This is a genomic window from Picosynechococcus sp. PCC 7117, from assembly GCF_001693275.1.
Classification (GTDB): Bacteria; Cyanobacteriota; Cyanobacteriia; order Cyanobacteriales; family MRBY01; genus MRBY01.
In genome coordinates this window covers 1,896,939-1,917,265 of record NZ_CP016477.1, presented here as the reverse complement: position 1 = coordinate 1,917,265, position 20,327 = coordinate 1,896,939, and the positions used below count along the sequence as shown (strand labels likewise).

Sequence of the window (20,327 nt, the reverse complement as noted above, 5' to 3'; positions counted from 1 at the left end):
TAAGCCTATTCTTCATACTCAATTAACACCTGAACCCAGTGGGGCGGACGCGGAATCGAATTTCCTAAACGATCCAACATCAACAATGCCACCAGATGCACCACGAATAGGTATAACACACTATTAATAGTCAGCATGACCAGGGCTAAAAGCTGAATCACCAGTAAACTCGGTTGGGTCAACAGGCCCAGCTTGAGAAAGAGCCAATCCGCCATCTCCGAAATTTGCGAGATTACATAGACCCAAAGGTCTTCGCCGAGCAGTAATGACAGGAGCCACACCCGAAAGAAAAAGCCGAGGGTGCCCAAGATCGTCCCCAGGGTGACTGACCAATACCAAGACACCTGGCGTCGCCACATCCAACCCAATTGCACACCAATCAGGCCATAGGGAATGGTGTAAATAATGCTACGGGTCGGCCCCATCAGAATCGACAATAGCAAGCTAGAGACGAGGGTTGACATCCACGCCGCCCGGGAACCCCAACGCAAATAGACCAAGGCAATGGGCAACGGAAAAAATAGTCGCAGCAATGGCCCAATGGGAAAGTAATAATTAATCAGCCAAATTAAGCTGGCGGTGCTGGCTAAAAAAGCCGTTTCGACTACCACCAAGGTTTTGCGATGTCTTGTCGCTGAGGTGGGAGCCGGTGGAGCAATAATCTCTGGGTTATTGACCTGGGTAAGGGAGGAGCTTGGGGGTTGGGATGCTTGGGAATCTAAATCTACCCAATTCATATCCTCTGGAGAATTCTTTGGATCAGAAAAATGCTCAGTCACAGCGATCGCCTAATGGATGATGTCGTCGAGGGCACGCAGATTTGGGATAAACACAGCATCCGGGGTGCGCCTAATTAAACCTTTCTTTTCTAACTTAGTCAAAACCCGCGTGACTGTCTCCCGCGCCAGACCACTTAAACTACTCAGTTCCCGATGGGGCAGACTCGGAATGCAGATCTCCCCTTGGTCTGTGGCTTGTCCTTGACTTTCGGCCAAAAAGACCAGGATATCAGCGACTCGCGCCAGACTATTGGTTTCACGCACCTGGAGGCGACGGTTCACTTGGCGGAGACGTTTGGCCATCAGTTGGGCGAGACGGACTCCCACCAGAGGCTCTGTGTTTACCAATTCAACGAAGTCGGCGGCGGGGATACTACTAATGGTGGTGGCGGTCAGGGTGATCACATCGGTGGAACGGGTGGCTTCTTCGAGGGCGGCCATTTCGCCAAATAATTCCCCAGCGCCGAGGATATTCAGGGTAATTTCTTTGCCATCGAGGTTGTAGGTGCGAATTTTCACCCAGCCCATCTGGATAAAGTAAACAGAACCGCCCCAGTCTTTTTCTAAAAGAATAATTTGGTTGGCTGGGAAGGGCCGCGTCACCAGATGGGCGATCGCCTTTTGTAGACTTGCCTCCGGTAGCCCCTGGAAAAAAGGTAACGCCTTGAGGAAGGTGCGGGCTGTGTCATCACTCACCGGATTCGTGGGGGATTCGGCCATAATTCTTGGGGCAAAGGGCAGGGTCAGCAGGGTCACATGGGGCTTAAATCTCCCTCCATTATGCAATGCCTCCGGAAGATCGATAGCCCCAACATTTTTATTCCAGAGCAGATGGCACACAAGGGTTCGCGGCAGGCACCGTAAAATCAGGGGTTAATTGTCCCTCTAGGTCAGCGAGGGCCACCCAAGCATTATTGCCCTCGGTCAAAAGTTTGCGACTTGGAGGTGCGCTTTGATCGCCTTTTTGACAAAGTTTCAGCATCACTTGATTATCCCCATTGATTTGTTCGACCCGAAGAATACTGCCCCCCAAAATTAATAACGGATCGGCGGTGGCGGTGGCGATCGCCTCTGGTGTGGCGTAGGCCGTGAGGGAACGATTTTCCTGGAGCTGAAAAATTTGATTTTTGCTCAGGGGTAAAGTCGTCTCCTCTGGTTCCCCTGCGGGCACTGTTACCGTTGGTGGATCTTCGGTGACATCTGTAATGGGGACAGGATTAATCGTCGGTGGTGTTGTGGAGGGAGAACTGCCTAGGGGTTCCCGCTGCCAACGTTGCCACAGCAAACTGCCGACCCCCAACAAACACAGACATCCAGCCAAAATCAGCAATAGACGACTGGGGGAATTTGCTGTTTTGCGTCCCCGGAGCCGAGACATTTGGGTTGCCACGGGGGGCGGTGCCTTGGGTTGGATAAAGGTTGGTTGTAGTTGGGTGAGTTTCGGGTAAGGAATCGGCGTTTCGGGAACTTCTCCTTGCACTTTGACCTGGAGTAGGGCAATGGTGCTGTTGTCGTGGCCATTCTTGGTATTGGCAATTTCAATCAGGCGATCGCCCACCTGGGTCAGATCTTTTTGGCCTTGGATTAGGGGGGCGATTTCCGCTGCCCAATGGGCTTCTACTTGGCCATCATCACTGAGGCCGTCAGAACAAAGGAGGTAAATCGCGTCTTGATCCAGCACCAGGGACGTTACGGTGGGGTGGAGGGAATGGGACGGATTCATCCCCAAAGCTTGCACCAAAGCCCCAGATCCAGGGTAGGCCAAGGCATCTTTGTAGAGGGCATAGCCAAGGCGGACTTCCCGGGAACCGAGGTCATCGTCATAGGTCAGTTGGTGGCAACTGGTGGTGGTGATGCGATAAATGCGGGAGTCTCCCACGTGGGTCAGGTAAAGTTCGGGGGCATGAACCCAGGCCATGACAACGGTGGTGCCCATGCGGTTCCGGTCTTGGCGATTTTCTTGGTCGTTGCGATCGCAAATTACATCGTTGGCCTGGAGCACGGCGGCGGCTAATTTTTCTTGGATCTGGGCGGCCTGCTCCGGCGGATGATCGGTGAGATTTTCCAGTTGGGTTTGCAGTTGCTCAATGGCGATCGCCGAGGCCACTTCCCCCTGTTCATGGCCACCAATGCCATCACAGACAATTGCTAGGGGCGCATCGGGATAAACTTTGCCGGGGGGCGGAAAACAGGCATCCTCATTGTGATCACGGCTGGGGCCAGCGTCAGTTTCGGTATAGAGGCGGTAATGATATTCCAGGGGCGATCGCCCCAATTCCAAAACCCCCTGGCGCAAAATCCCATAGAGCTGCTGCGGATCTTGGATCTGGCCTTGGCTTAACCCCTGCTGGAGGCGATGACAAAAAGGTTGAATCACAGGGGCCACGGTTTCGAGTAACTCGGCCCACAAATTCCCCAGGCGCACCAAATTTAAGGGCTGGTTGGGTTCAAAGCGCAATTTTTGCACCTGAATAAGGCCCCCGTGGACAGCCCAGTCCCCCAGATAGTAAACACTCGGAACCACTCCATGTTCCACAAAATCTGGTAACAGCGCCGCAATCTGCATCAGCCAGTTGAGTTGTTGCAGGGGAGTTGCGGTCTGCCAAGCTTCCGTGAGGGGCATAAATAAATTTGGCCAACGAGGATAGCCGGTTTCGTCGAGGGCTACCGATGGATATTCCAGTAACCACCCTTCCTGGGGGGTCAACAGACCAAATACCTTGGGAATGTGGAGCAGATGGGTCGAGAGCCGTAGATAACTTTCGATGGCCGGGGGGAGCGTTTCGGTTAGTACCGGGGGCAATGCGGGCTTCGTATCTAAGACAATATCTGGGGTTTCTGTCACCCAATAGCGATCGCCTTCCCCGACGAGAGTTTGGGGCGTCAGGTTCAACTGGGGGGCCCCCACAACCCGCAGATAGCGCTTAACCACCGGCGCTTGGCAGAGGGGACAATGGGATTGGGCCAACGAAGCTACCCCTGGGCAGTCGTTTTTCCCGCAAGAAATCGTTACCTTAGAAATATCCATACATCTGTGCCTGAGGGGCAGATTGACTGGGGGTTTCCCCGCATGATCACTAATTTAACGTATTCTTTGCGCTGCATTTTCTATGATTCTTTCCCCTAGCCAACGGCAGAAGCTCGATTCTAGCGATGATCAGCTTTTCTACGATTACCCCCGGTTTGTGACCCACGTAGATGATGGCTTTATTGACCAGTTAACCCAACTCTATGGCACATTGTTGCAGCCCAATGATCGAGTTCTAGATTTGATGAGTAGTTGGGTCTCCCATTTGCCAGATCTCGCGTTTCGGGAGGTGGTCGGCCACGGGATGAACGCGGCAGAATTGGCGAAAAACCGTCGTCTGGATCGCTATTTTGTTCAAAACCTCAATGCCGATCCCAAATTACCCTTGGCCGATCAAAGCTTTGAGGCGGTTTTGGTGGCGGTCTCGGTGCAATATCTCCAATATCCAGAGGCGGTGTTTGCAGAAATTCAACGGGTGCTGACCCCAGGGGGAATTTGTATTGTTAGTTTTTCAAATCGGATGTTTTATCAAAAGGCGATCGCCGCTTGGCGGGACAGTACCGACGCCGAACATCTCCAGCTCGTGCAGCATTACTTTCAGCAAACCCCAGGCTTTGCCAAACCGACCGTGGTGACACAGCGGAGCGACCAACCCCTGCTGTTACAAATGCTGGGCCTGGGCCATCGGGATCCGTTCTATGCGGTTTCTGCCAGAAAGCAGTAAATGGGGAGCCGCAACAATTGTTAACTTAATCTGGGTCTGCAGGGAAAGCAAACTATAGTATTAAATGGGTACTTAGAGAAAAGTATTTTTTGCCCTTGTTTTCGCCAAAATCTGCAGTCTTTGCTAAAAAATCCCCCGTTGCTCTCCAGGGGCCATTATTATGAATCAGTCATCTGCGCCCTCACCAGGAAAGGGCAATCGCCGTGCTTACCAAAATATTATGGAAAACCTGGTGCACAAGGAAATCCATCGGCAACTCAAGCGCCTCCCACAGAAATTAGCTGAATATATTGATGTGGTGGAGGTGGCCACCTATGCTTTGAACCGGGTGCCTCCCCTCTATGCCTCCAGCGAACGGGGTAAAGAGCGCCAAGAAGAAAAAGGCGTTCTGGATCTCAAGCAACAAATTAATATTGCGGTGCGCCAGGCGATCGCCGCTGTCCAACGGGATCCTTTGCGTTCTTCAACGCCCCTAGTGCCAGCCCAATATGCCCAATACGAAATCGCCGAAACCTGCCTACGGGACCTCGAAAAACTCCTACGGGATTCCTATCTCATCGAATCAGATGCCCCGGATATGGATTGGGATACCCTAAAAATCATTGTGGCCAAAGCCCTCAAAAAAGCAGCCACCCAGGGGATTGTGCACCGCCGCATTGAAGATGTGATCACAGAATGGGAATATCAAACCTACGTTCCCCCTGTCTTTGATTGGCAAGATCCCCATTACAAGTTTTAGGGGCGATCGCCAGCTTAATTTTTCCACCGATGACCGCGACCACACAGCCTTTTGTTTATCGTTATCCTGAATTGATCCCTGGCATCCTGCGGAAACGCTACAAACGTTTTTTAGCAGACATTGAATTGGCCTCCGGAGAAATCGTTACGGCCCATTGTCCCAATACGGGGCCGATGACGGGGATTTGTGAGTTGGGAGCGCCGGTGATGCTCTCAAAAAGTGATAATCCCAAGCGCAAACTAGCCTATACCTGGGAGATGATCCAGTTACACACCCCAGAACCGACCTGGGTCGGCGTCAATACAGCGTTACCCAACCGGGTGATCAAAGCGATGCTTTTGGCGAAGCAAATCCCTGAATTAGCCGACCATTACGACACGGTGCGACCAGAGGTGCGCTATGGCACAGAGAACAAAAGTCGCATTGATTTTCTTTTGACGGGGGAAGGGCGATCGCCTATTTATGTGGAAGTTAAAAATACCACCTGGACAAAGGGAGAACTGGCGCTTTTCCCGGATACTGAAACCACCAGGGGCCAAAAGCACCTCCAAGAACTCATCGACATTGTGCCCGCAGCAAAAGCGGTGATGCTCTATTTCATCAATCGAGGCGATTGCACCCGGTTTGCCCCTGGGGATAGCAAAGACCCGAAATATGGGGAATTATTTCGTCAGGCGATCGCCGCCAACATTCAAATTCTTCCCTGTCGCTTTGCGGTTAGTCCAGAAGGCATTCGTTACTTGGGTTTAGCTCCCTGGGAATCAACTGAAATATCTGGGGTTGGTTAACGTTTGGGATCTGCTTTACCAGCGGCAGGCAATGGGCATCCGCCACCCCGTACCAAAGGCTCGATCGGTAATTTTCAAACCAGGAGCAGCTTGACGGCGCTTAAATTCGGCACGATGGAGGAGCTTTAAAACCTGGGCCACAGTATCGTGGTCATAGCCAGCGGCGTGGAGTTCTGGGGCTGATTGATTGCGGTGGATGACCCGTTTGAGGATCTCATCCAACACCGGATAGGGGGGCAAGGAATCTTGATCCAATTGATCGGGGCGCAGTTCCGCACTAGGGGGTTTGGTAATAATTGCCGGGGGAATGAGTTCTCGGTCGCGGTTTAACCATTTACAAAGGCTAAACACCCGCATTTTCGGGACATCAGCAATCACCGCCAGGCCGCCATTCATATCACCATAGAGGGTGCAATAACCCACCGCCATTTCGGACTTGTTGCCCGTTGACACCAGCAAATAACCAAACTTATTGGCGATCGCCATCAGCAGATTCCCCCGGATGCGGGACTGGAGATTTTCTTCGGCCACCCCAAATTCTGTGCCCGCAAATAAATCGCCTAGCATCGTCTCAAAGGCTTGCATTGCTGGCTCAATGGGAATAATTTCGTGGCGAATCTGGAGATTTTCCACCAGGGCGATCGCATCACTGAGGGAATGTTCCGAACTGTAGGGGGAAGGCATCAGCACCCCCAGGACATTTTCTGCCCCCACCGCTGCAACGGCGATCGCCGCCACCAAGGCCGAGTCGATGCCACCACTCAAACCCAGGACAATTTTCGAGAAGCCACATTTACGGGCATAGTCCCGGAGACCCAACACCAGGGCCGCAAAAATTTCCGCCTCATCGGCATCATATTCGGGACTAATGGTTTGCTGAAAAGCAGCAGGTAAACCCTGGGGCAGTGATAGGGTTTGTGGGTCGGGGCTAAATTCCACCGCCAACAGGGACTCTTGAAAACTTGGCGATCGCCCAACCAGTTGTCCCTCTCGGTCAAAGGCCACACTCCCGCCGTCAAAAATCAAATCGTCATTCCCCCCCACTTGGTTCGCGTAGAGAATGGGGGTGCGGTAACGTTGGGCGCCATGGTGGAGCATCCCTTCCCGCAGGCGCTGTTTCCCGACGGTGTAAGGAGAAGCCGACAAGTTCACGATTAAATCGACCCCGGCCTCGGCCAATTGTTCGAGGGGATTAATTTCGTACTGGCGCTTGCCCCAAAAGGCTTGGTCATTCCAGAGATCTTCGCAGATGGTGACGCCAATTTTTAAAGGGGCGACCGTCGGGCTGGGATGGAGGAAAAACCAGTTGGACTGCTTGCCGGGTTCAAAATAGCGGTCTTCGTCGAACACATCGTAGGTGGGCAACAGTTGCTTATGGAAAATGTGCTGGACTTTCCCCTGGTCAATGAGAGCGATGCTGTTGTGGAGGGCTTTTTCCCCCTTGGCGATCGCCTCTGGGTTGGGGGTCGCCAAACCGACTAAAACGGCGAGGGTCGGCGGAATTTTTGCCGCTAGGGTCGTGAGCTGGGCCTGCATCCGGTCAATAAAATCCGCATGGAGTAAGAGATCCCGGGGCGGATACCCACAGAGGGACAGTTCCGGCGTGAGCAATAAGCGGACATTGGCGATCGCCGCTTCTTCTGCTGCGACCAGGATCCGCTCTGCATTACCAGTCAAGTCCCCGATGGTGGGGTTCAGTTGGGCGATCGCAATTTTCATTCGGCAAACATTTGGCAAACAATTAAAGGGGCTTGTGGGCAATGATCGTGCGGTGGCGCGGATCACTAGCGACGGTGGTGCGGTAATCAAAACCGACTTCTTTTAGTGTCGATTCTACATCAAAAGTATAATATTCGTCACTCCAAGGTTCTGTGCTCTTCATCAACACAAACAAGGCTGGCGGTAAACCCTGAATCACCGGAGATTTCGGATTGTTATCGACGATCGCCAAACAACCTCCGGGCCGCAAAATGCGTCGGCATTCCTGGAAGATCTCACGGGTGGCCTGGTTGGGCAGTTCATGGAGGACAAATTGCAAGGTAATTAAATCAAACTGATCGTCTGTAAACTCCGTCGTTTCCGCCTTGCCATGGCACCATTGCATCACTTGATTTTTATCTTGAACCTTAGCCACCGCGAGCATGTGGGGCGAAAGATCGAGGCCCGTTACCTTGACTGCTGGATTTTTGGCCTGGAGTCGTTCTAAAAGCGCAAAGGTCGAAATCCCCACGGAACAGCCGATATCCAAGGCTTCGTTTACGTTCTGAGGTAAATATTGTTCAAGAACATCTAAAAAACTATTGCGGAGTCGGGCTTGGGCCACTTCTGGGGTGAGGGGTTCCGTTTTCCAAACCCGTAGGGCCATTGCTGCCGTCGCTGGGGCTGCCTCAAAGGCTGCTTGCCAACACAAATTTCCTTCGTTATAGGCATGGAAGGGGACTCGGTAATAGTCGGGGTAGTCCAGGTGGGGATTGGCGATGTCTTGGAAATATTGTTTAGCGGGGGATTGCTCCAGTTCCTTCACAGTCTGCCGCCAGGGAACACCATTTTTTTCGGCGGTTTTGATCAGAACGCGCCGGGCCTGTTGTTTCATCAGAGCGTAGAGGGGCTTTGTTTGGATCAGACGGTTGACGAGGCGGGATAACCAGTCTTCCCCAGCCCAATCGGGTTTTTCTTTGGTGATCGCAGTGTGGGTCATGGATAACGTTGGGGGCTTTTGTCAGCGGATGTAAAACACAGAAACTGGGTCTATTTTACCGTCATTGCTGAAATCCCTTGTTTTCCCTAACGGAAGACCAGAAGGATGCTGTGGACGTGGGGTAAGATTTTCGGCTCAAGGGAATTTTTGCTGAAATAATAGAAAAATTCACCTAGCCTCACAGTCTTCTATGCCCCAAACCATCGTCGTTAAAATTGGCACCTCTAGCCTCACAGATCCCAAAACAGGCATGTTGGCTTTGGCAACCATCGGTACCCTCGTGGAAACCTTGACCCGCCTCAAACAAAAGGGCCACCGGGTGATCCTCGTCTCCTCTGGGGCCGTGGGCGTGGGCTGTGGGGTGTTAAAACGTTCAGAACGTCCGAAAAAAATTGCCGAAAAGCAGGCGATCGCCGCCGTGGGTCAGGGCCGCTTAATTCGTCTCTATGATGATCTATTTACCAGTCTGCAACAGGCGATCGCCCAGGTATTACTCACCCGTCGAGACCTCGTGGATCGCACTTCCTACCTGACCGTCCAGGAAGCCCTCAACGCGATGTTGGATCTCAGCGTGATCCCGATTGTGAACGAAAACGATACCGTTGCCGTCGATGAACTGAAATTCGGCGATAACGATACCCTCTCTGCCCTGGTCGCCAGCTTGGTGAATGCCGACTGGTTGGTGCTGCTCACCGATGTGGATCGCCTCTATTCCGCTGACCCCAGACAAAATCCTGACGCCCGCCCCATTCCCCTGGTCAGTTCCAGCGAACTGTTTAACCTCCAAGTCGATGCTGGATCTAGCGGCTCCCAATGGGGGACAGGGGGCATGCAAACAAAGCTCACTGCTGCTCGCATTGCCACCAGCGCTGGCGTACGCACGGTGATTACCCAGGGCAAAACCCCCCAGAATCTCCTGAAAATTGTTGCTGGGGAAGATATCGGCACCCACTTTGAGGCCCAACCCCAGGCCGATAATGCCCGTAAACGTTGGATTGCCTACGGCCTCGTGCCCCAGGGAATTTTAACCCTTGACGATGGCGCAACCCAGGCTCTCCTGAAAAATGGTCGTTCTCTCCTCGCGGCAGGTATTGTTGCCGTGGAAGGGGAATTTACCATTAATGACCCCGTAGAATTGAGAACCCAAACAGGTCAGGCGATCGCCAGAGGGTTAGTAAACTACAACCACCAAGATATTGAAAAAATTCAAGGGCAACATTCGACCCAAATTCGCCAAATTCTCGGCTATGGCAGCGCCGACACCGTGATTCACAGAGATAACTTGGCCCTGCTGATCGCCGCTGAAGGGATATGAGAAAATAATCTATGGCCTAAATTTCCTTAGACCTGCGCTGACCACTGCTCACCTTTCCATGAATCTAAAAACGAACCTCCTCGAAACTATTGCCGGAAAAAATCGTGGTCTGATCGCCACTGAAGTAGACCGCGCCAATATCCTCGCCATCGTTGATCGCCTCGAAGACCAAAACCCGACCCCCAAGCCCCTAGAAGCGACAACCTTACTCGAAGGGGATTGGCGACTGATTTATACCACCAGCAAAGGCATTTTGGGGATCAATCGCTTTCCCCTTTTGCAGTTAGGGCAAGTTTACCAATGTGTGCGGCCACTCCAGCAAAAAATCTACAACATCGCCGAACTAGAGGGGATTCCTTTCCTTGAAGGCTTAGTGCTCGTGGAAGCCTCTTTCACTCCTGTCTCTGATCAGCGGGTGAATGTTTTCTTTAATCGCTACGTGATTGGCTCCCAACGCCTGATGAACTACCGTTTTCCGAAAGGACTCGTCGAGCAAATGTTAGCCGGGAAAAAATTCTTTCCTGTTGATGTGGGAATTAACAGCAAAAATAATAATGGCTGGCTTGATATCACTTATCTTGATGAAGATCTGCGCATTGGCCGGGGGAATGAGGGTAGCGTGTTTGTCCTAAGCCGTGAAAAGTACTAACTGACTGCTGCAATCCCCAAAAAACTAAAAGACCCGGAGCCTACGCCTACCACGAGCATCCCGTATTGCTGCTACCTTCCGGTCCTGACAAGGTTTGGGCGTCGAGATCGCATAGATCCGAGTCGTCTAAAAATATAACACAGAAGTCTTCCCCTTGGGAATTAGTACCTAGTGTGGCGCTTAAACACATTTGAGGCTCTAGGAAGGGCCTGGGATCGAGAAAAATCCTCCCGAGTCGGATCGGGTTTACTGCCAATCATCAAAATCAAACTCAGCCCCCCTAAAACCATCGCCACCAGCGCCGTTGTGGTGATCATCCAGCGATTGGGCTGATAATTTCCCTGTTCAATTTGGCGAAAATGTTGGTGATAGTTCCACAGAGCCAAAGCAATGATCACAATGCCGGCGATCGCAAAGGCTCGACCCAGTGTTTCGGAAGAGGCCAGGTTCGGCAAGGGCAAATTACTCTGGGAGACTAGGGTTTCTTCAATTTGACGCACAAAAAAACCAAAACGGGCGATCGCAAAGCCAAAACCAATTAAGGCGATCGAGGTACGCAACCAAGCCAGAAAGGTGCGTTCGTTGGCTTGGTGTTCCCGCTGTCGGTCAATTTTTGGGAGTTGGGGCATAACGATTTCAGCAGTTTCCCGTATTGTATGGGGATTGGGCAAACTCCATTGCGATATTCGACTTTCCGTAGTTATTTTCAGCAAAATCTCAACAACTACCATTGTGGTAGTTTTTTTAGGAAAAGTCTTGACAACTACTATTGTGGTAGTTATTATTGTTTACGGTTTTGGCTCGGTAGCTCAGCTGGTTAGAGCAGGGGACTCATAAGCCCAAGGTCGGCAGTTCAAATCTGCCTCGAGCCATATTTACAGTGTAGGTCAAATTTCCATTGCGCTATCGGTAGCGTAGGGAATTTTCGCTTACTTTTTCATGGTGGCCTGGGATGCCTGTCCCCTCGTAAGGCTTAGGTCAAATATAGGCCAGAAAAGCCATGAACATTCAAGAGATTAACCGGGATTTAAGCGCCGGAAACATCGGCGTGTCTGTGGAAATTCGGGGGAAACGGGTCTATCTGCGGGCCTTTCTCCCCCCTAAACCTGGGACGGGGCGGACAGCTCCCCATCGGCAACGGATCGCCCTTGGGGTCTATGCCAGTGAAGAAGGATTAAAGCGGGAATTTTGATTAAATCACAGGTTTAGATACGCATTTTAGGACTTATCATCATTAGTAACAGAAGGACGGCATTTTAACACTTACCCAATAGATTACGGATAATCCCGACCGTCCTCGCGCCCCTGGAAAAAGCTCATGATTGATACTTTCCTCAAAACCCTGAAACTGCTTGGGGTATTTTGTCTTGGTTCCCTTGGATTTGCTTTTATCGTTAACGGAGTTGTAACCACGGGGCCGAAATATGGAGATGAGTGGCTTGCGGTCTTATTTTTGATGATGCTTGCGCTCAGCCTGGAAGTCTGGATCTACAAAAAGTTTTATAAAAAATGGCGGATCGTTTTCTTGAACTATATGATCACTCATTTTGCGGCCTTCTTTGCTAGTATCCCTTGGCTGTTTTTGATGGGAGCAGAATCTGACTTAGCCTGGATTGCATTCCTAGGGATATGGTTTCCTATTGCTTATTTCTCGGTTTCCCAGCTCGATTATTTCAAGCGGCTTGAGTTGAAAGTTAAAGAGCAACAGGCCCAGATTGATGGGTTTACGGATCAGAAAATCCAGATCCAGAAGCAGATCGAGACCATGAAAACGCGCCTAGATAACACACGGCGTTACGGCAAATAAAAACGGCGATCGCCGCTGCTGCTGGACTAGATAATTTTGGTGATTCGGTCATCCACCAGATCCAGACATGGGTATCTAGGATGATCATGTTTGGGCATCCCAAGCAACATCAATAGGGCTCACAATATCCTCTTCGGCAATAACCGTATTTTTGAGAGGATTTCCCTGTGACCAAGTTTGGACTGTATCGTTTGATGGAATGCTTATTTGCTCTTGTTTGAGCCCCAACTGAAAATAATGAATGAGTTCATAGACCTGATTCAGTTTATCTTCAGGAATTTCATGGAGTTCATCGATAATTTTTTGGATCAGCATCGGTTGTTCTCCCAAATTATGCCTCTAGCTTAGTCTGCAAAGATTGTTTTGTGAGGGCGATCGCCTCTTTCACACCGCGACAAACGTTTACGCTTAATGTCTCAACTGTTTTGCTGTAGGGCATACTTTCAACTTTTTCCATATCATCTTCTCAAGAGAGCTATGAAACCAGCTTGCTCAAAATGCTTGTCATAGGCGAGGGCTTCTAAAATATCTTGCTGTTGCATAATGCAGAATGATGAACAATCAGTATGGCTCCAGCCTTGATCCGGTCTTTGCTTGTAGAGATCGAGGGCTGAGCTAAAAAGTTCTGTCGTCTGGGGAATGACTTCTATTTCTGAACTCTGAGATGCGTAATCGATCAAACGAATTGCCCGTTCTCGATAAATGCTACCTTTCTTAGAAAAAGCATTCAGTAGTTCGCTAAAGATCATTTCGCTCGTGACGATTTTGGCTGAAGTTAGGGATGAAGCAAGCTGTTTAGCTTTATCAGCAAGGTCATCATCAGGATTAAGTAAAGCGATCCAATAACCTGTATCTGCAAAGACTTTCTTCATTCTGCCTCTTTTGCTAAACCGTACAGATAATGATCAAGATTTTTTGCAAAATCACTCGGCAACTTCTCTTCCTCTTGCACAGGCAAATCAGTTTCTAGTTGATTAATAAAATTCAGAAAAGGAGAAGTTTGTGAGACCATTTGAGTCTTCTCTTGAGGAATTGCTTGGGAAGCTTTCTTCTTGATGAATAACAAAAAGTCTAAGACTTCCCCCACGAGGATATCTGGGGTTTTCTCTAGTTCTTGGATGAGTTGTTCGCGTTCTGTCATGACAAAATTCTCCAATCTAAATAGTTAGAGTAAAGATAATTGATCTGGGTTGTTTTTCTGTGAACAAGAGACTGATGATTCTGCTAAGGCATTTGTCTTTTTCAGAGTCTGTAGGGAAATGGTTTCTCCTTCGCAAATATGTTCTAGCAAGTCCGCTTGCTGAGGTTCTAGTTTGATGAGTAATCCCAGCACATTTAGCAAATTGAGAAGTTCTCTCGTGTATTCATCTAGCCAATGATCGGGTTGAATTTGATTCAGAGGAGAAGGATGTCGCCGATCGCCAATAATCGGACGACTACGATCTTTCTTACGATAACTAAACCACTGTTTAACAATTTGCTTGCCGGAAACGTTGTAATGCCAGACTTCCGGTGGAACATTCTCGACAAAACCAGAGCCAACGAGTAAACGCTTTTTGTTTGCATCGTAACTGATGTCGTCAGGCATTTCTTCTGGAGTATTGGGAATTGTGCCGTCTTTGGGAATTGTGGGGCGTTCTGTTTTGGGTAAGCGAGGGTGACCTGATGGTCTATTGTCAGTGGCATCAATCATCCTCTCGCTAAAGGTATGTAACCAAATGACTCGCTTACCCAGTGCTACAGCTTCCTGAAATAACTTGAGATCGGCGGTTAAAGGGACTCGGATACCGGGGGTTTGTAAGTCTTCTTGAAAGCGTTTGGTATAGGCAGGATTTGCCACAACACCAGCAATATAAGCAAAGAAATCTTCAGCAGAAATCTTATCCTCGTAAAAGTTGCTCAAAAAATCTAAAAATGCTCGTTTAACATTGCTATCACTACAATCCGCTGTTTGCCAAAGTGGAATGATCCGACCTCCTCTGCCATTGTAAGAATTTAAGTCTGGAATTAGTGACATATACGTCACAGCACAATTATCTGTGGGAGGACGATCAGGAGTTGCTAAATAAATTTGATTATCTGAATGCCACTCCCATAATTTCGGATTTGGTCGATTGATCAATCTTTTATCAGGAATAATCCATTGTCGATCAAAGGAACGATAACCATATTTCACAGGAGTAACCACATCATTTTTATCTTCTGTTACTGAAAGATTACGTTGTGGCTGTCCTGCCAGAGAATCAGAAATTTTTTTCGCAACAGTTCGATCCCCAGAACCATGGGGATGAAACAGTTCTTCTTTCTTATCAATAGGAGCATTTTGAAGTGCCTGCCAACGTTTTTCTAAAGACTCGACATCCGGTGCAATTACCCATGTTCTACCGGGCATAACCCCAGAGCCATCATAATTAAAGAAATCATTGAGCGTCGGATAAGTTGACCATTTTCCTTCAGATTCCGGCAAGAAAGGAGCGCGACTTCCTTCCATACAATCTTCCCAAGCCTCACCAGACAACGTAATTCGATCTAAAGCCGCGAATTTATCTTCCCGCGCTCCCAAGGGCAAAGCTCGAAATTTAACATTCGCAAGGCTTCCATCTTGTTTCTTTTTAGAACGACTTGCCAAGACAATACAAACAGGTTGCTGTACCCCCTGAAAAATCCTGGTATTCACTCCCGGCTGATGACCATCTGGTGAACAATCAATCACCCAGATATTGTCACAAGTTTCCCGTAAATATTGCCGCATTCTCTGAAAACCAGGACCCGCAATAAATCCAGCCACAGTAATAAAACAGATAATCCCAGAATTGTTTTCTGGATGATGATCAAAAACTTTCCACGTCGCCCACCGCCAAAAATAGATGTATAGATTACGCAAATGTTTTGCGTGGGTTCCAATCTTCCAGTTTTTAGGCGGTTGCCAATCATCTAGGGGCGCAGGCGTATCCGTTCGAGGATTACCGGACTCAACCCAACCACCACGACCTTTTGCCTTGTCTTTATAGGGAGGATTGCCAATCACAACCGTCACAGGCTCCTCGCGCTTAATCTGATTTGCTGCCCTACGAGATTCCGCAATAGGCGCAAACATCTGGGGAATCCAGCCCTGATCATCTTCCGGATCACCAAGGGTATCTGTGACGAACATTCTGAGGGATTCCGTTGGCGAACCATTCGTTAATTCCAGCACTTCCGCCAAAATTCGTAACTGCGCCACGGTGAAAGGTCCCAACTGAAGCTCAAACGCAATTAATCGTTTTAATGCCGCATTAATCGCCGATGTTACAGATCCTTCTCCATAATCATCACTCACAGATTCCGCAATTTTTTTGAGCACTGCCAACATATATGTGCCTGTACCAGTCGCCGGATCAACCACTGTCACCGCAGAAGAAGCTAAACCTTCCTGCAATCCAAAACTCGGATCTTTTAGCAATTCATTAACGAGCCGCACCATATTTTCCACTACTGCGGGAGGCGTATAGTAAGATCCCGTTTCTTTACGGAGCTTGTTGTCATAAACTTCCAGAAAATCTTCGTAAAAATAGAGCCATGTCTCTGGATCACCTTTACTGATCTGCTCCCAGTCCACGGCATCAAGTACACGAACAAGAGAATTGAGCGAAGTCTTCAGAATTGCTTCATCATCAAGATTGTCAGTCAATAAACGAAGGGCTGTCCCCATCAATGAATTAACACTTTTTAGATCTCTTGCTGCACGATCTAACCCCGTCGCCAATTCAATATTTTTCGCCCGCGCCATAAGTAGCCCAAAGGTCACAGCCTGAGCATAACCATCAGCAAATTTCTCATCGGTTGCATCAGGAAATAACAGGTTTCTCCAATCCTCTGCCAAAGAAGTTAAAGCTTCACTCCCCAAAGCCATCTGTTCAACGACTTCATCCCGTAGCAAACGGCATAGATTAGCGGTAATTCTGGCAAGCTCTTGGGCATTAGTGGGTGGGATTGGTTCCCAGAGAAAGAAAGACTGAAACAGATCAAGCAATCCCTGTGGAGGCGTTAGATTTTTTCCAGCAGTTTCGATATCCTCATCAAACGAAACAATAGAGCCAACCAATTCCCCATTTTGCCAGAGGCTAAAACTATTCCCATCCGAATAAATCAGATTAGGTAGAGTCTGAAGCTTTTGCCATTGAGCCTTGTCATGCCCTTTAAATCTTTTCGGATTTGCCCCTTTCCCCGGCGCTTTCAATTCCACAAAACCAACCAAGGCATTGCGGACAGTCACCGAATAATCAGGTCTTGTTTTTAGCTCGGTTAGAGCCGACTCACCCACTGCCGTCACATCATCACGTTTGATTTGGCAAAGTTCTGCAAGATCGAGCAATAACGTCTCAAAAGGTGCTCTTAACTGATCTTCTGGTTGACCTGTCATTACAGGGTTAGACAGTTTTTCCTTAACTGCTTTTCCAAATGTGGCGATCGCTGATTGAAGAGTAATAGACATCGAATAACTGACTCAGAATGCCGATAGTATTCATCATAGACTTACTAGATTCGCAAAGAATCAAGTTCAACAACATGATGCAGAATGTTGGCAAATTTATGTAATCCCAGAATAGGGACTGTAACCGTGATCCGCAGGCAGCGTTTTACCCCGCAGCTCAAACTGCACTTCCAAAAAATTCATCTACTCAAATTCTCCTGTTTCGTTTTGTCGTGCCATCTGCGCCGTTTCTCGTTCCAGCATCTTCACTAGTTCTGGAGGAGATTTGGCGATCGCCCCCCTGCCATAACCAAGAATCCAACGCTTCATATCGTTCAAACCCGAAGCCGTAAACCGCAGCGTGATCGATCCATCAGCAAGGGTCTCAATCCTTTGGGTGCTATGCCATTGCCGTTCAGTGATGTAGGGTGCAGTTTGAGCATCAAAGGCGATCGCCACATCATAGGTTTTTCCCCCCACCTCACACTGAAAACTATTTTTTAATTTCTCCTGTAAATCGAATTCCCGCCGCTCAAAGGTTTGCCCTGTGGGTTCAAGCTTACGAATCCGGTCAATCCGAAATTGCCGAACCTCCTCGCGCAAGTGACAATAGCCCCAGACATAAGGATTGCTCGCCCGGTAAATATCCAGGACATAGGGATCGAAAATACGTTCTGATATTTGCTGTCGTTTAGGAGAGTAGTAGCGCATCAAAACCGACTGTGATCGCTCACTGGCTTCAATGAGAGCTTGCCAAATTTCTGGATTAAGCTGGATTTCTCCCCCAACCCGAAAATGAACCCGCTCCTCTGCCAACTGTCGCAGATTAATCACACTCTGTTCTGGTAAACGTTCTGCAATTCGCTCAATAGTTTCCCGCAATTGAATTTGATAAATAGAACCTGAATAAGATTCCAGCATCCTTGCTCCGAGGGTGAGAGCAAAAAGTTCCCCTTGGGTCACCGGAATAGTGGGCAATCGCCAATTAGAGTCGGTATAGTACCAACCCTGATTTCTGTCGTACTCCAGCGGGGCATCATAGCGATCTCGCAAAAAATTAACATCATTACGAATTGTTCTTTCTGAAACTTCCAAGGTCTGAGCAAGACTCACTTGTGTTTGCCGCTCTCTTGAACGGATCAGGCGATCAATTTCCAGTAGGCGCTCTAATTGGCGGGACATAGTGTCACTAAATCGACTGCGCTCTTCATCATAAAGATAAAACCCGGCAAAAGACTTACCGGGTCAAAAAATATTTATTGCGTGACTAAAAGAAACATCAAGTCTTAGAGGATGCCTGAGAAGGGTATGGCAGGATGGTTTCAATCGGCAATCATCTGCAAAATTTGTAAATGTTGACCCAGGGGACTGAGGGTATTGGCGGCAATCATCCCAGACCCGGCCACTGCCGGAATGCCAATCCCCGGAAAAGTGGAATCTCCACAGCAGAAAAGTTGGGCGATGGGCGTTGTACAACCCGGAAACTGTTCTTTCCCCGCTTTTAATTCGGGGCCATAGGTACCGCGATCGCGTCTGAGGAAACGACTATGGGTGAGAGGTGTACCAACAAGGGTTAATTCCGTGCGTTGATGAATATCGGGAATCACTTTTTCTAAAGCTTGCCACAAAACCTGGGAACGTTCTTCTTTCAAAGCAGCATATTCTGGGGAACGACGGTCTAGGTTTGTCCAGGGTGCATAGTCTTCAGTAGCAGGCAAATAAACGTGGATACTATGTTTTCCTGGGGGCGCTAGGCTCGGATCCAGCAGTGAAGGAATCGAAACAGCGACCACATTTTGAGCCGCATCAACTCCCTTTTCCCAGTCATCAACGATGAGGTAATGGCACTCCAAATCTTCAGGTAAATTGCTGCTGTCAATCCCTAAATGAAGGTGCATAAAACTGCGACAAGACTGCATTTTATCGGCCTGTTTTTGCAATTTTCGGGGAATATTTTGCGGCTCAATCAACTTGAGGGTATCCCAAACAGAAGCGTTAGAAACCACTGCCCGTCGTGCTTGAAGGATTTCACCGTTGCGCAGTTGAACTCCCGTGGCCTTGCCATTTTCAGTGAGGATTTTTTCCACATGGCTATTCAGGCGCAATTTGCCTCCAAATTTTTCGAGGCCTCGTACCAGAGCCGCCACGATCGCCCCACTGCCTCCCTGGGGATAATCTAAAATCACCTCCGGACGATACCAATCGGCGAACATAAAGGCCATCTCCGCGCAAATTGTGCCATTGGCTGGCAATCCAGAGAGCATAAAACAAAGCAAATCCAGCCAATTACGGATAAAGGGGTCAGTAATCACGCGATCCATCACCCGGCTAAAGGGGGCATTCAGTTGGGGAGTGTAAGGGAGATAAGGCAGGAGAGTTTTGGCATATTTACCGACGGTGCGGACAACACCAAGATCGTTACGAAAGGCCGCCAAGGGGAGTTTGGTGGCGGCTTCACCGAGGGGACGCATGGTCTCTTGGAGCTGGCGCCATTGGGGAATCACATCAGCCTTACCGATCTGGGTCAACATTTCACAAAAGCCATCGGCTCCCACTGCTGCGCGAAAATAACCTTCGGGTAAATGAACACCCCAGGCATCGTAGGTGAGCCATTGGCAATCTTCTTCGAGGAGATCAAGGACTTGGCGCAGGGGATTGGGGGAAGGGCTGTAGGAAAGGCCGGAATAAAGGGATGGCCCGGAGTCGAAATGGTAGCCCTGTCGGGTAAAACTGTGGGCCGCACCACCGGCGATCGCATGGCTTTCTAAGACCAAAACGTCATAACCATAACGAGCCAAAAGACCCGCACAACAAAGCCCGCCAATGCCGCTACCAATGACGATTACCTCTGGATTTGCACTCATCTTCACATTTTCCCTAATACTGCTTCGACGTATGGTAAACGCCTTTAGATGAATTTTTCGATGAGGAGGGGCGCAAAACGATTCAGGATGTAGAAAAAGACGAGGAACAGAATAATTTTATTGACCACCATATCCCAACGTTTTTTCGGGAGGGTGTGGTCGGGATAGCTGAGTTTCCAGCGGCGCTTGGTGGCTGCTTTTAATAAAATTTCTGGGGTGATAGGAATGCGTTCAACCCGTTCGTAGGGAGGCTTGATCAAAAATCCGCCAAGGTTAAGGCCCGCTTCGCCGTGGTGAAAATACCAAAGGTAGCCATCAAGATCGACTTTGAATTTCTGGGCGAATTTTTCTATAAAGGTGGCACAGTCATCGGCCTGGATGTCAAAAGTGCCAAAAAGATCAGTTGTTGCGTTGAGGCGATCGCCTTCTGTTTTGGGGAGTTCTGTTTGGATGAACTGATAAATATCGTCGAGGGTGGGCATG

21 protein-coding genes, 1 tRNA gene and 1 other RNA gene are annotated in these 20,327 nt (G+C 49.2%); 8 read left to right on the top strand and 15 right to left on the bottom strand.

Translation table 11 applies throughout. The features are described 5' to 3' along the window. Nucleotides 1-5 precede the first annotated feature (5 nt). The 3 genes from AWQ22_RS09245 to AWQ22_RS09235 form a co-directional block, all read right to left on the bottom strand. Entirely contained in the window at nucleotides 6-737 is a 732-nt protein-coding gene (locus tag AWQ22_RS09245) for a DUF2232 domain-containing protein (RefSeq protein WP_065710907.1), read from the bottom strand. A gap of 51 nt (nucleotides 738-788) precedes the next feature. Beyond that, the gene (locus AWQ22_RS09240) at nucleotides 789-1,499 is read right to left on the bottom strand and encodes a Crp/Fnr family transcriptional regulator (RefSeq protein ID WP_065711693.1); all 711 of its coding nucleotides are present in this window, start codon (nucleotides 1,497-1,499) and stop codon (nucleotides 789-791) included. Nucleotides 1,500-1,596: 97 nt separating this feature from the next. After that, complete coding sequence (locus AWQ22_RS09235; protein WP_084448981.1) at nucleotides 1,597-3,807, bottom strand: PP2C family serine/threonine-protein phosphatase; 2,211 nt, start codon at nucleotides 3,805-3,807, stop codon at nucleotides 1,597-1,599. A gap of 82 nt (nucleotides 3,808-3,889) precedes the next feature. Here AWQ22_RS09235 and AWQ22_RS09230 point away from each other — a divergent pair, with 82 nt between their 5' ends. The 3 genes from AWQ22_RS09230 to sfsA all read left to right on the top strand — a co-directional run bounded on the left by AWQ22_RS09230 (nucleotide 3,890) and on the right by sfsA (nucleotide 6,058). Beyond that, nucleotides 3,890-4,531, top strand: coding sequence for a class I SAM-dependent methyltransferase (locus AWQ22_RS09230; protein ID WP_030006350.1), 642 nt, complete (start codon nucleotides 3,890-3,892; stop codon nucleotides 4,529-4,531). A gap of 160 nt (nucleotides 4,532-4,691) precedes the next feature. Then, nucleotides 4,692-5,270: a late competence development ComFB family protein gene (locus AWQ22_RS09225; protein WP_065710905.1), complete on the top strand. Its 579-nt coding sequence runs from the start codon at nucleotides 4,692-4,694 to the stop codon at nucleotides 5,268-5,270. Nucleotides 5,271-5,299: 29 nt separating this feature from the next. After that, complete coding sequence (gene sfsA, locus AWQ22_RS09220; protein ID WP_065710904.1) at nucleotides 5,300-6,058, top strand: DNA/RNA nuclease SfsA; 759 nt, start codon at nucleotides 5,300-5,302, stop codon at nucleotides 6,056-6,058. A 15-nt stretch (nucleotides 6,059-6,073) separates the two neighbouring features. On the opposite strand, the gene AWQ22_RS09215 is transcribed toward sfsA, so the two are convergent. Both AWQ22_RS09215 and AWQ22_RS09210 read right to left on the bottom strand, forming a co-directional pair. After that, entirely contained in the window at nucleotides 6,074-7,777 is a 1,704-nt protein-coding gene (locus AWQ22_RS09215) for an NAD+ synthase (RefSeq protein WP_065710903.1), read from the bottom strand. A 22-nt stretch (nucleotides 7,778-7,799) separates the two neighbouring features. Then, nucleotides 7,800-8,756: a class I SAM-dependent methyltransferase gene (locus AWQ22_RS09210; protein WP_065710902.1), complete on the bottom strand. Its 957-nt coding sequence runs from the start codon at nucleotides 8,754-8,756 to the stop codon at nucleotides 7,800-7,802. A 190-nt stretch (nucleotides 8,757-8,946) separates the two neighbouring features. Here AWQ22_RS09210 and proB point away from each other — a divergent pair, with 190 nt between their 5' ends. Beyond that, nucleotides 8,947-10,071, top strand: a complete 1,125-nt coding sequence (gene proB, locus AWQ22_RS09205) for a glutamate 5-kinase (protein ID WP_012307393.1) — start codon at nucleotides 8,947-8,949, stop codon at nucleotides 10,069-10,071. A 58-nt stretch (nucleotides 10,072-10,129) separates the two neighbouring features. Beyond that, nucleotides 10,130-10,720, top strand: coding sequence for a PAP/fibrillin family protein (locus AWQ22_RS09200; RefSeq protein ID WP_012307392.1), 591 nt, complete (start codon nucleotides 10,130-10,132; stop codon nucleotides 10,718-10,720). A 27-nt stretch (nucleotides 10,721-10,747) separates the two neighbouring features. Here AWQ22_RS09200 and ffs read toward each other — a convergent pair. Further along, an RNA gene (gene ffs / locus AWQ22_RS09195) (signal recognition particle sRNA small type) lies at nucleotides 10,748-10,844 on the bottom strand. Nucleotides 10,845-10,881: 37 nt separating this feature from the next. Continuing rightward, complete coding sequence (locus AWQ22_RS09190; RefSeq protein ID WP_030006344.1) at nucleotides 10,882-11,349, bottom strand: YidH family protein; 468 nt, start codon at nucleotides 11,347-11,349, stop codon at nucleotides 10,882-10,884. Between the two features lie 169 nt (nucleotides 11,350-11,518). Here AWQ22_RS09190 and AWQ22_RS09185 point away from each other — a divergent pair. The 3 genes from AWQ22_RS09185 (at nucleotide 11,519) to AWQ22_RS16730 (ending at nucleotide 12,527) form a co-directional block, all read left to right on the top strand. Then, nucleotides 11,519-11,592: transfer RNA gene (locus AWQ22_RS09185), tRNA-Met, on the top strand. A 128-nt stretch (nucleotides 11,593-11,720) separates the two neighbouring features. Continuing rightward, on the top strand, nucleotides 11,721-11,912 hold the full coding sequence (locus tag AWQ22_RS09180) for a hypothetical protein (RefSeq protein WP_065710901.1): 192 nt from the start codon (nucleotides 11,721-11,723) through the stop codon (nucleotides 11,910-11,912). Between the two features lie 126 nt (nucleotides 11,913-12,038). Next, the gene (locus AWQ22_RS16730) at nucleotides 12,039-12,527 is read left to right on the top strand and encodes a hypothetical protein (RefSeq protein ID WP_065710900.1); all 489 of its coding nucleotides are present in this window, start codon (nucleotides 12,039-12,041) and stop codon (nucleotides 12,525-12,527) included. An 84-nt stretch (nucleotides 12,528-12,611) separates the two neighbouring features. Here AWQ22_RS16730 and AWQ22_RS09170 read toward each other — a convergent pair whose 3' ends face one another. From AWQ22_RS09170 to AWQ22_RS09140, 8 genes are all read right to left on the bottom strand, one after another. Continuing rightward, entirely contained in the window at nucleotides 12,612-12,842 is a 231-nt protein-coding gene (locus tag AWQ22_RS09170) for a hypothetical protein (RefSeq protein WP_065710899.1), read from the bottom strand. A gap of 16 nt (nucleotides 12,843-12,858) precedes the next feature. Next, nucleotides 12,859-12,984: a hypothetical protein gene (locus AWQ22_RS17285; RefSeq protein ID WP_255447889.1), complete on the bottom strand. Its 126-nt coding sequence runs from the start codon at nucleotides 12,982-12,984 to the stop codon at nucleotides 12,859-12,861. A 1-nt stretch (nucleotide 12,985) separates the two neighbouring features. After that, complete coding sequence (locus tag AWQ22_RS09165) at nucleotides 12,986-13,399, bottom strand: type II toxin-antitoxin system VapC family toxin (RefSeq protein ID WP_065710898.1); 414 nt, start codon at nucleotides 13,397-13,399, stop codon at nucleotides 12,986-12,988. Further along, a complete protein-coding gene (locus AWQ22_RS09160; protein WP_030007523.1) occupies nucleotides 13,396-13,668 on the bottom strand; it encodes a hypothetical protein in 273 nt (90 codons plus the stop codon). The genes AWQ22_RS09165 and AWQ22_RS09160 overlap by 4 nt, the downstream gene beginning before the upstream one ends. Before the next feature lie 24 nt (nucleotides 13,669-13,692). After that, nucleotides 13,693-17,001: a type ISP restriction/modification enzyme gene (locus AWQ22_RS09155; protein WP_065710897.1), complete on the bottom strand. Its 3,309-nt coding sequence runs from the start codon at nucleotides 16,999-17,001 to the stop codon at nucleotides 13,693-13,695. Between the two features lie 183 nt (nucleotides 17,002-17,184). Next, nucleotides 17,185-18,162, bottom strand: a complete 978-nt coding sequence (locus AWQ22_RS09150) for a YafY family protein (RefSeq protein WP_065710896.1) — start codon at nucleotides 18,160-18,162, stop codon at nucleotides 17,185-17,187. A 140-nt stretch (nucleotides 18,163-18,302) separates the two neighbouring features. Beyond that, a complete protein-coding gene (locus AWQ22_RS17215; RefSeq protein ID WP_065710895.1) occupies nucleotides 18,303-19,844 on the bottom strand; it encodes an NAD(P)/FAD-dependent oxidoreductase in 1,542 nt (513 codons plus the stop codon). Nucleotides 19,845-19,888: 44 nt separating this feature from the next. Next, nucleotides 19,889-20,326 (bottom strand): DUF1493 family protein, encoded by a 438-nt coding sequence (locus AWQ22_RS09140; RefSeq protein WP_065710894.1) that lies wholly within the window; start codon nucleotides 20,324-20,326, stop codon nucleotides 19,889-19,891. Nucleotide 20,327: the final 1 nt, after the last annotated feature.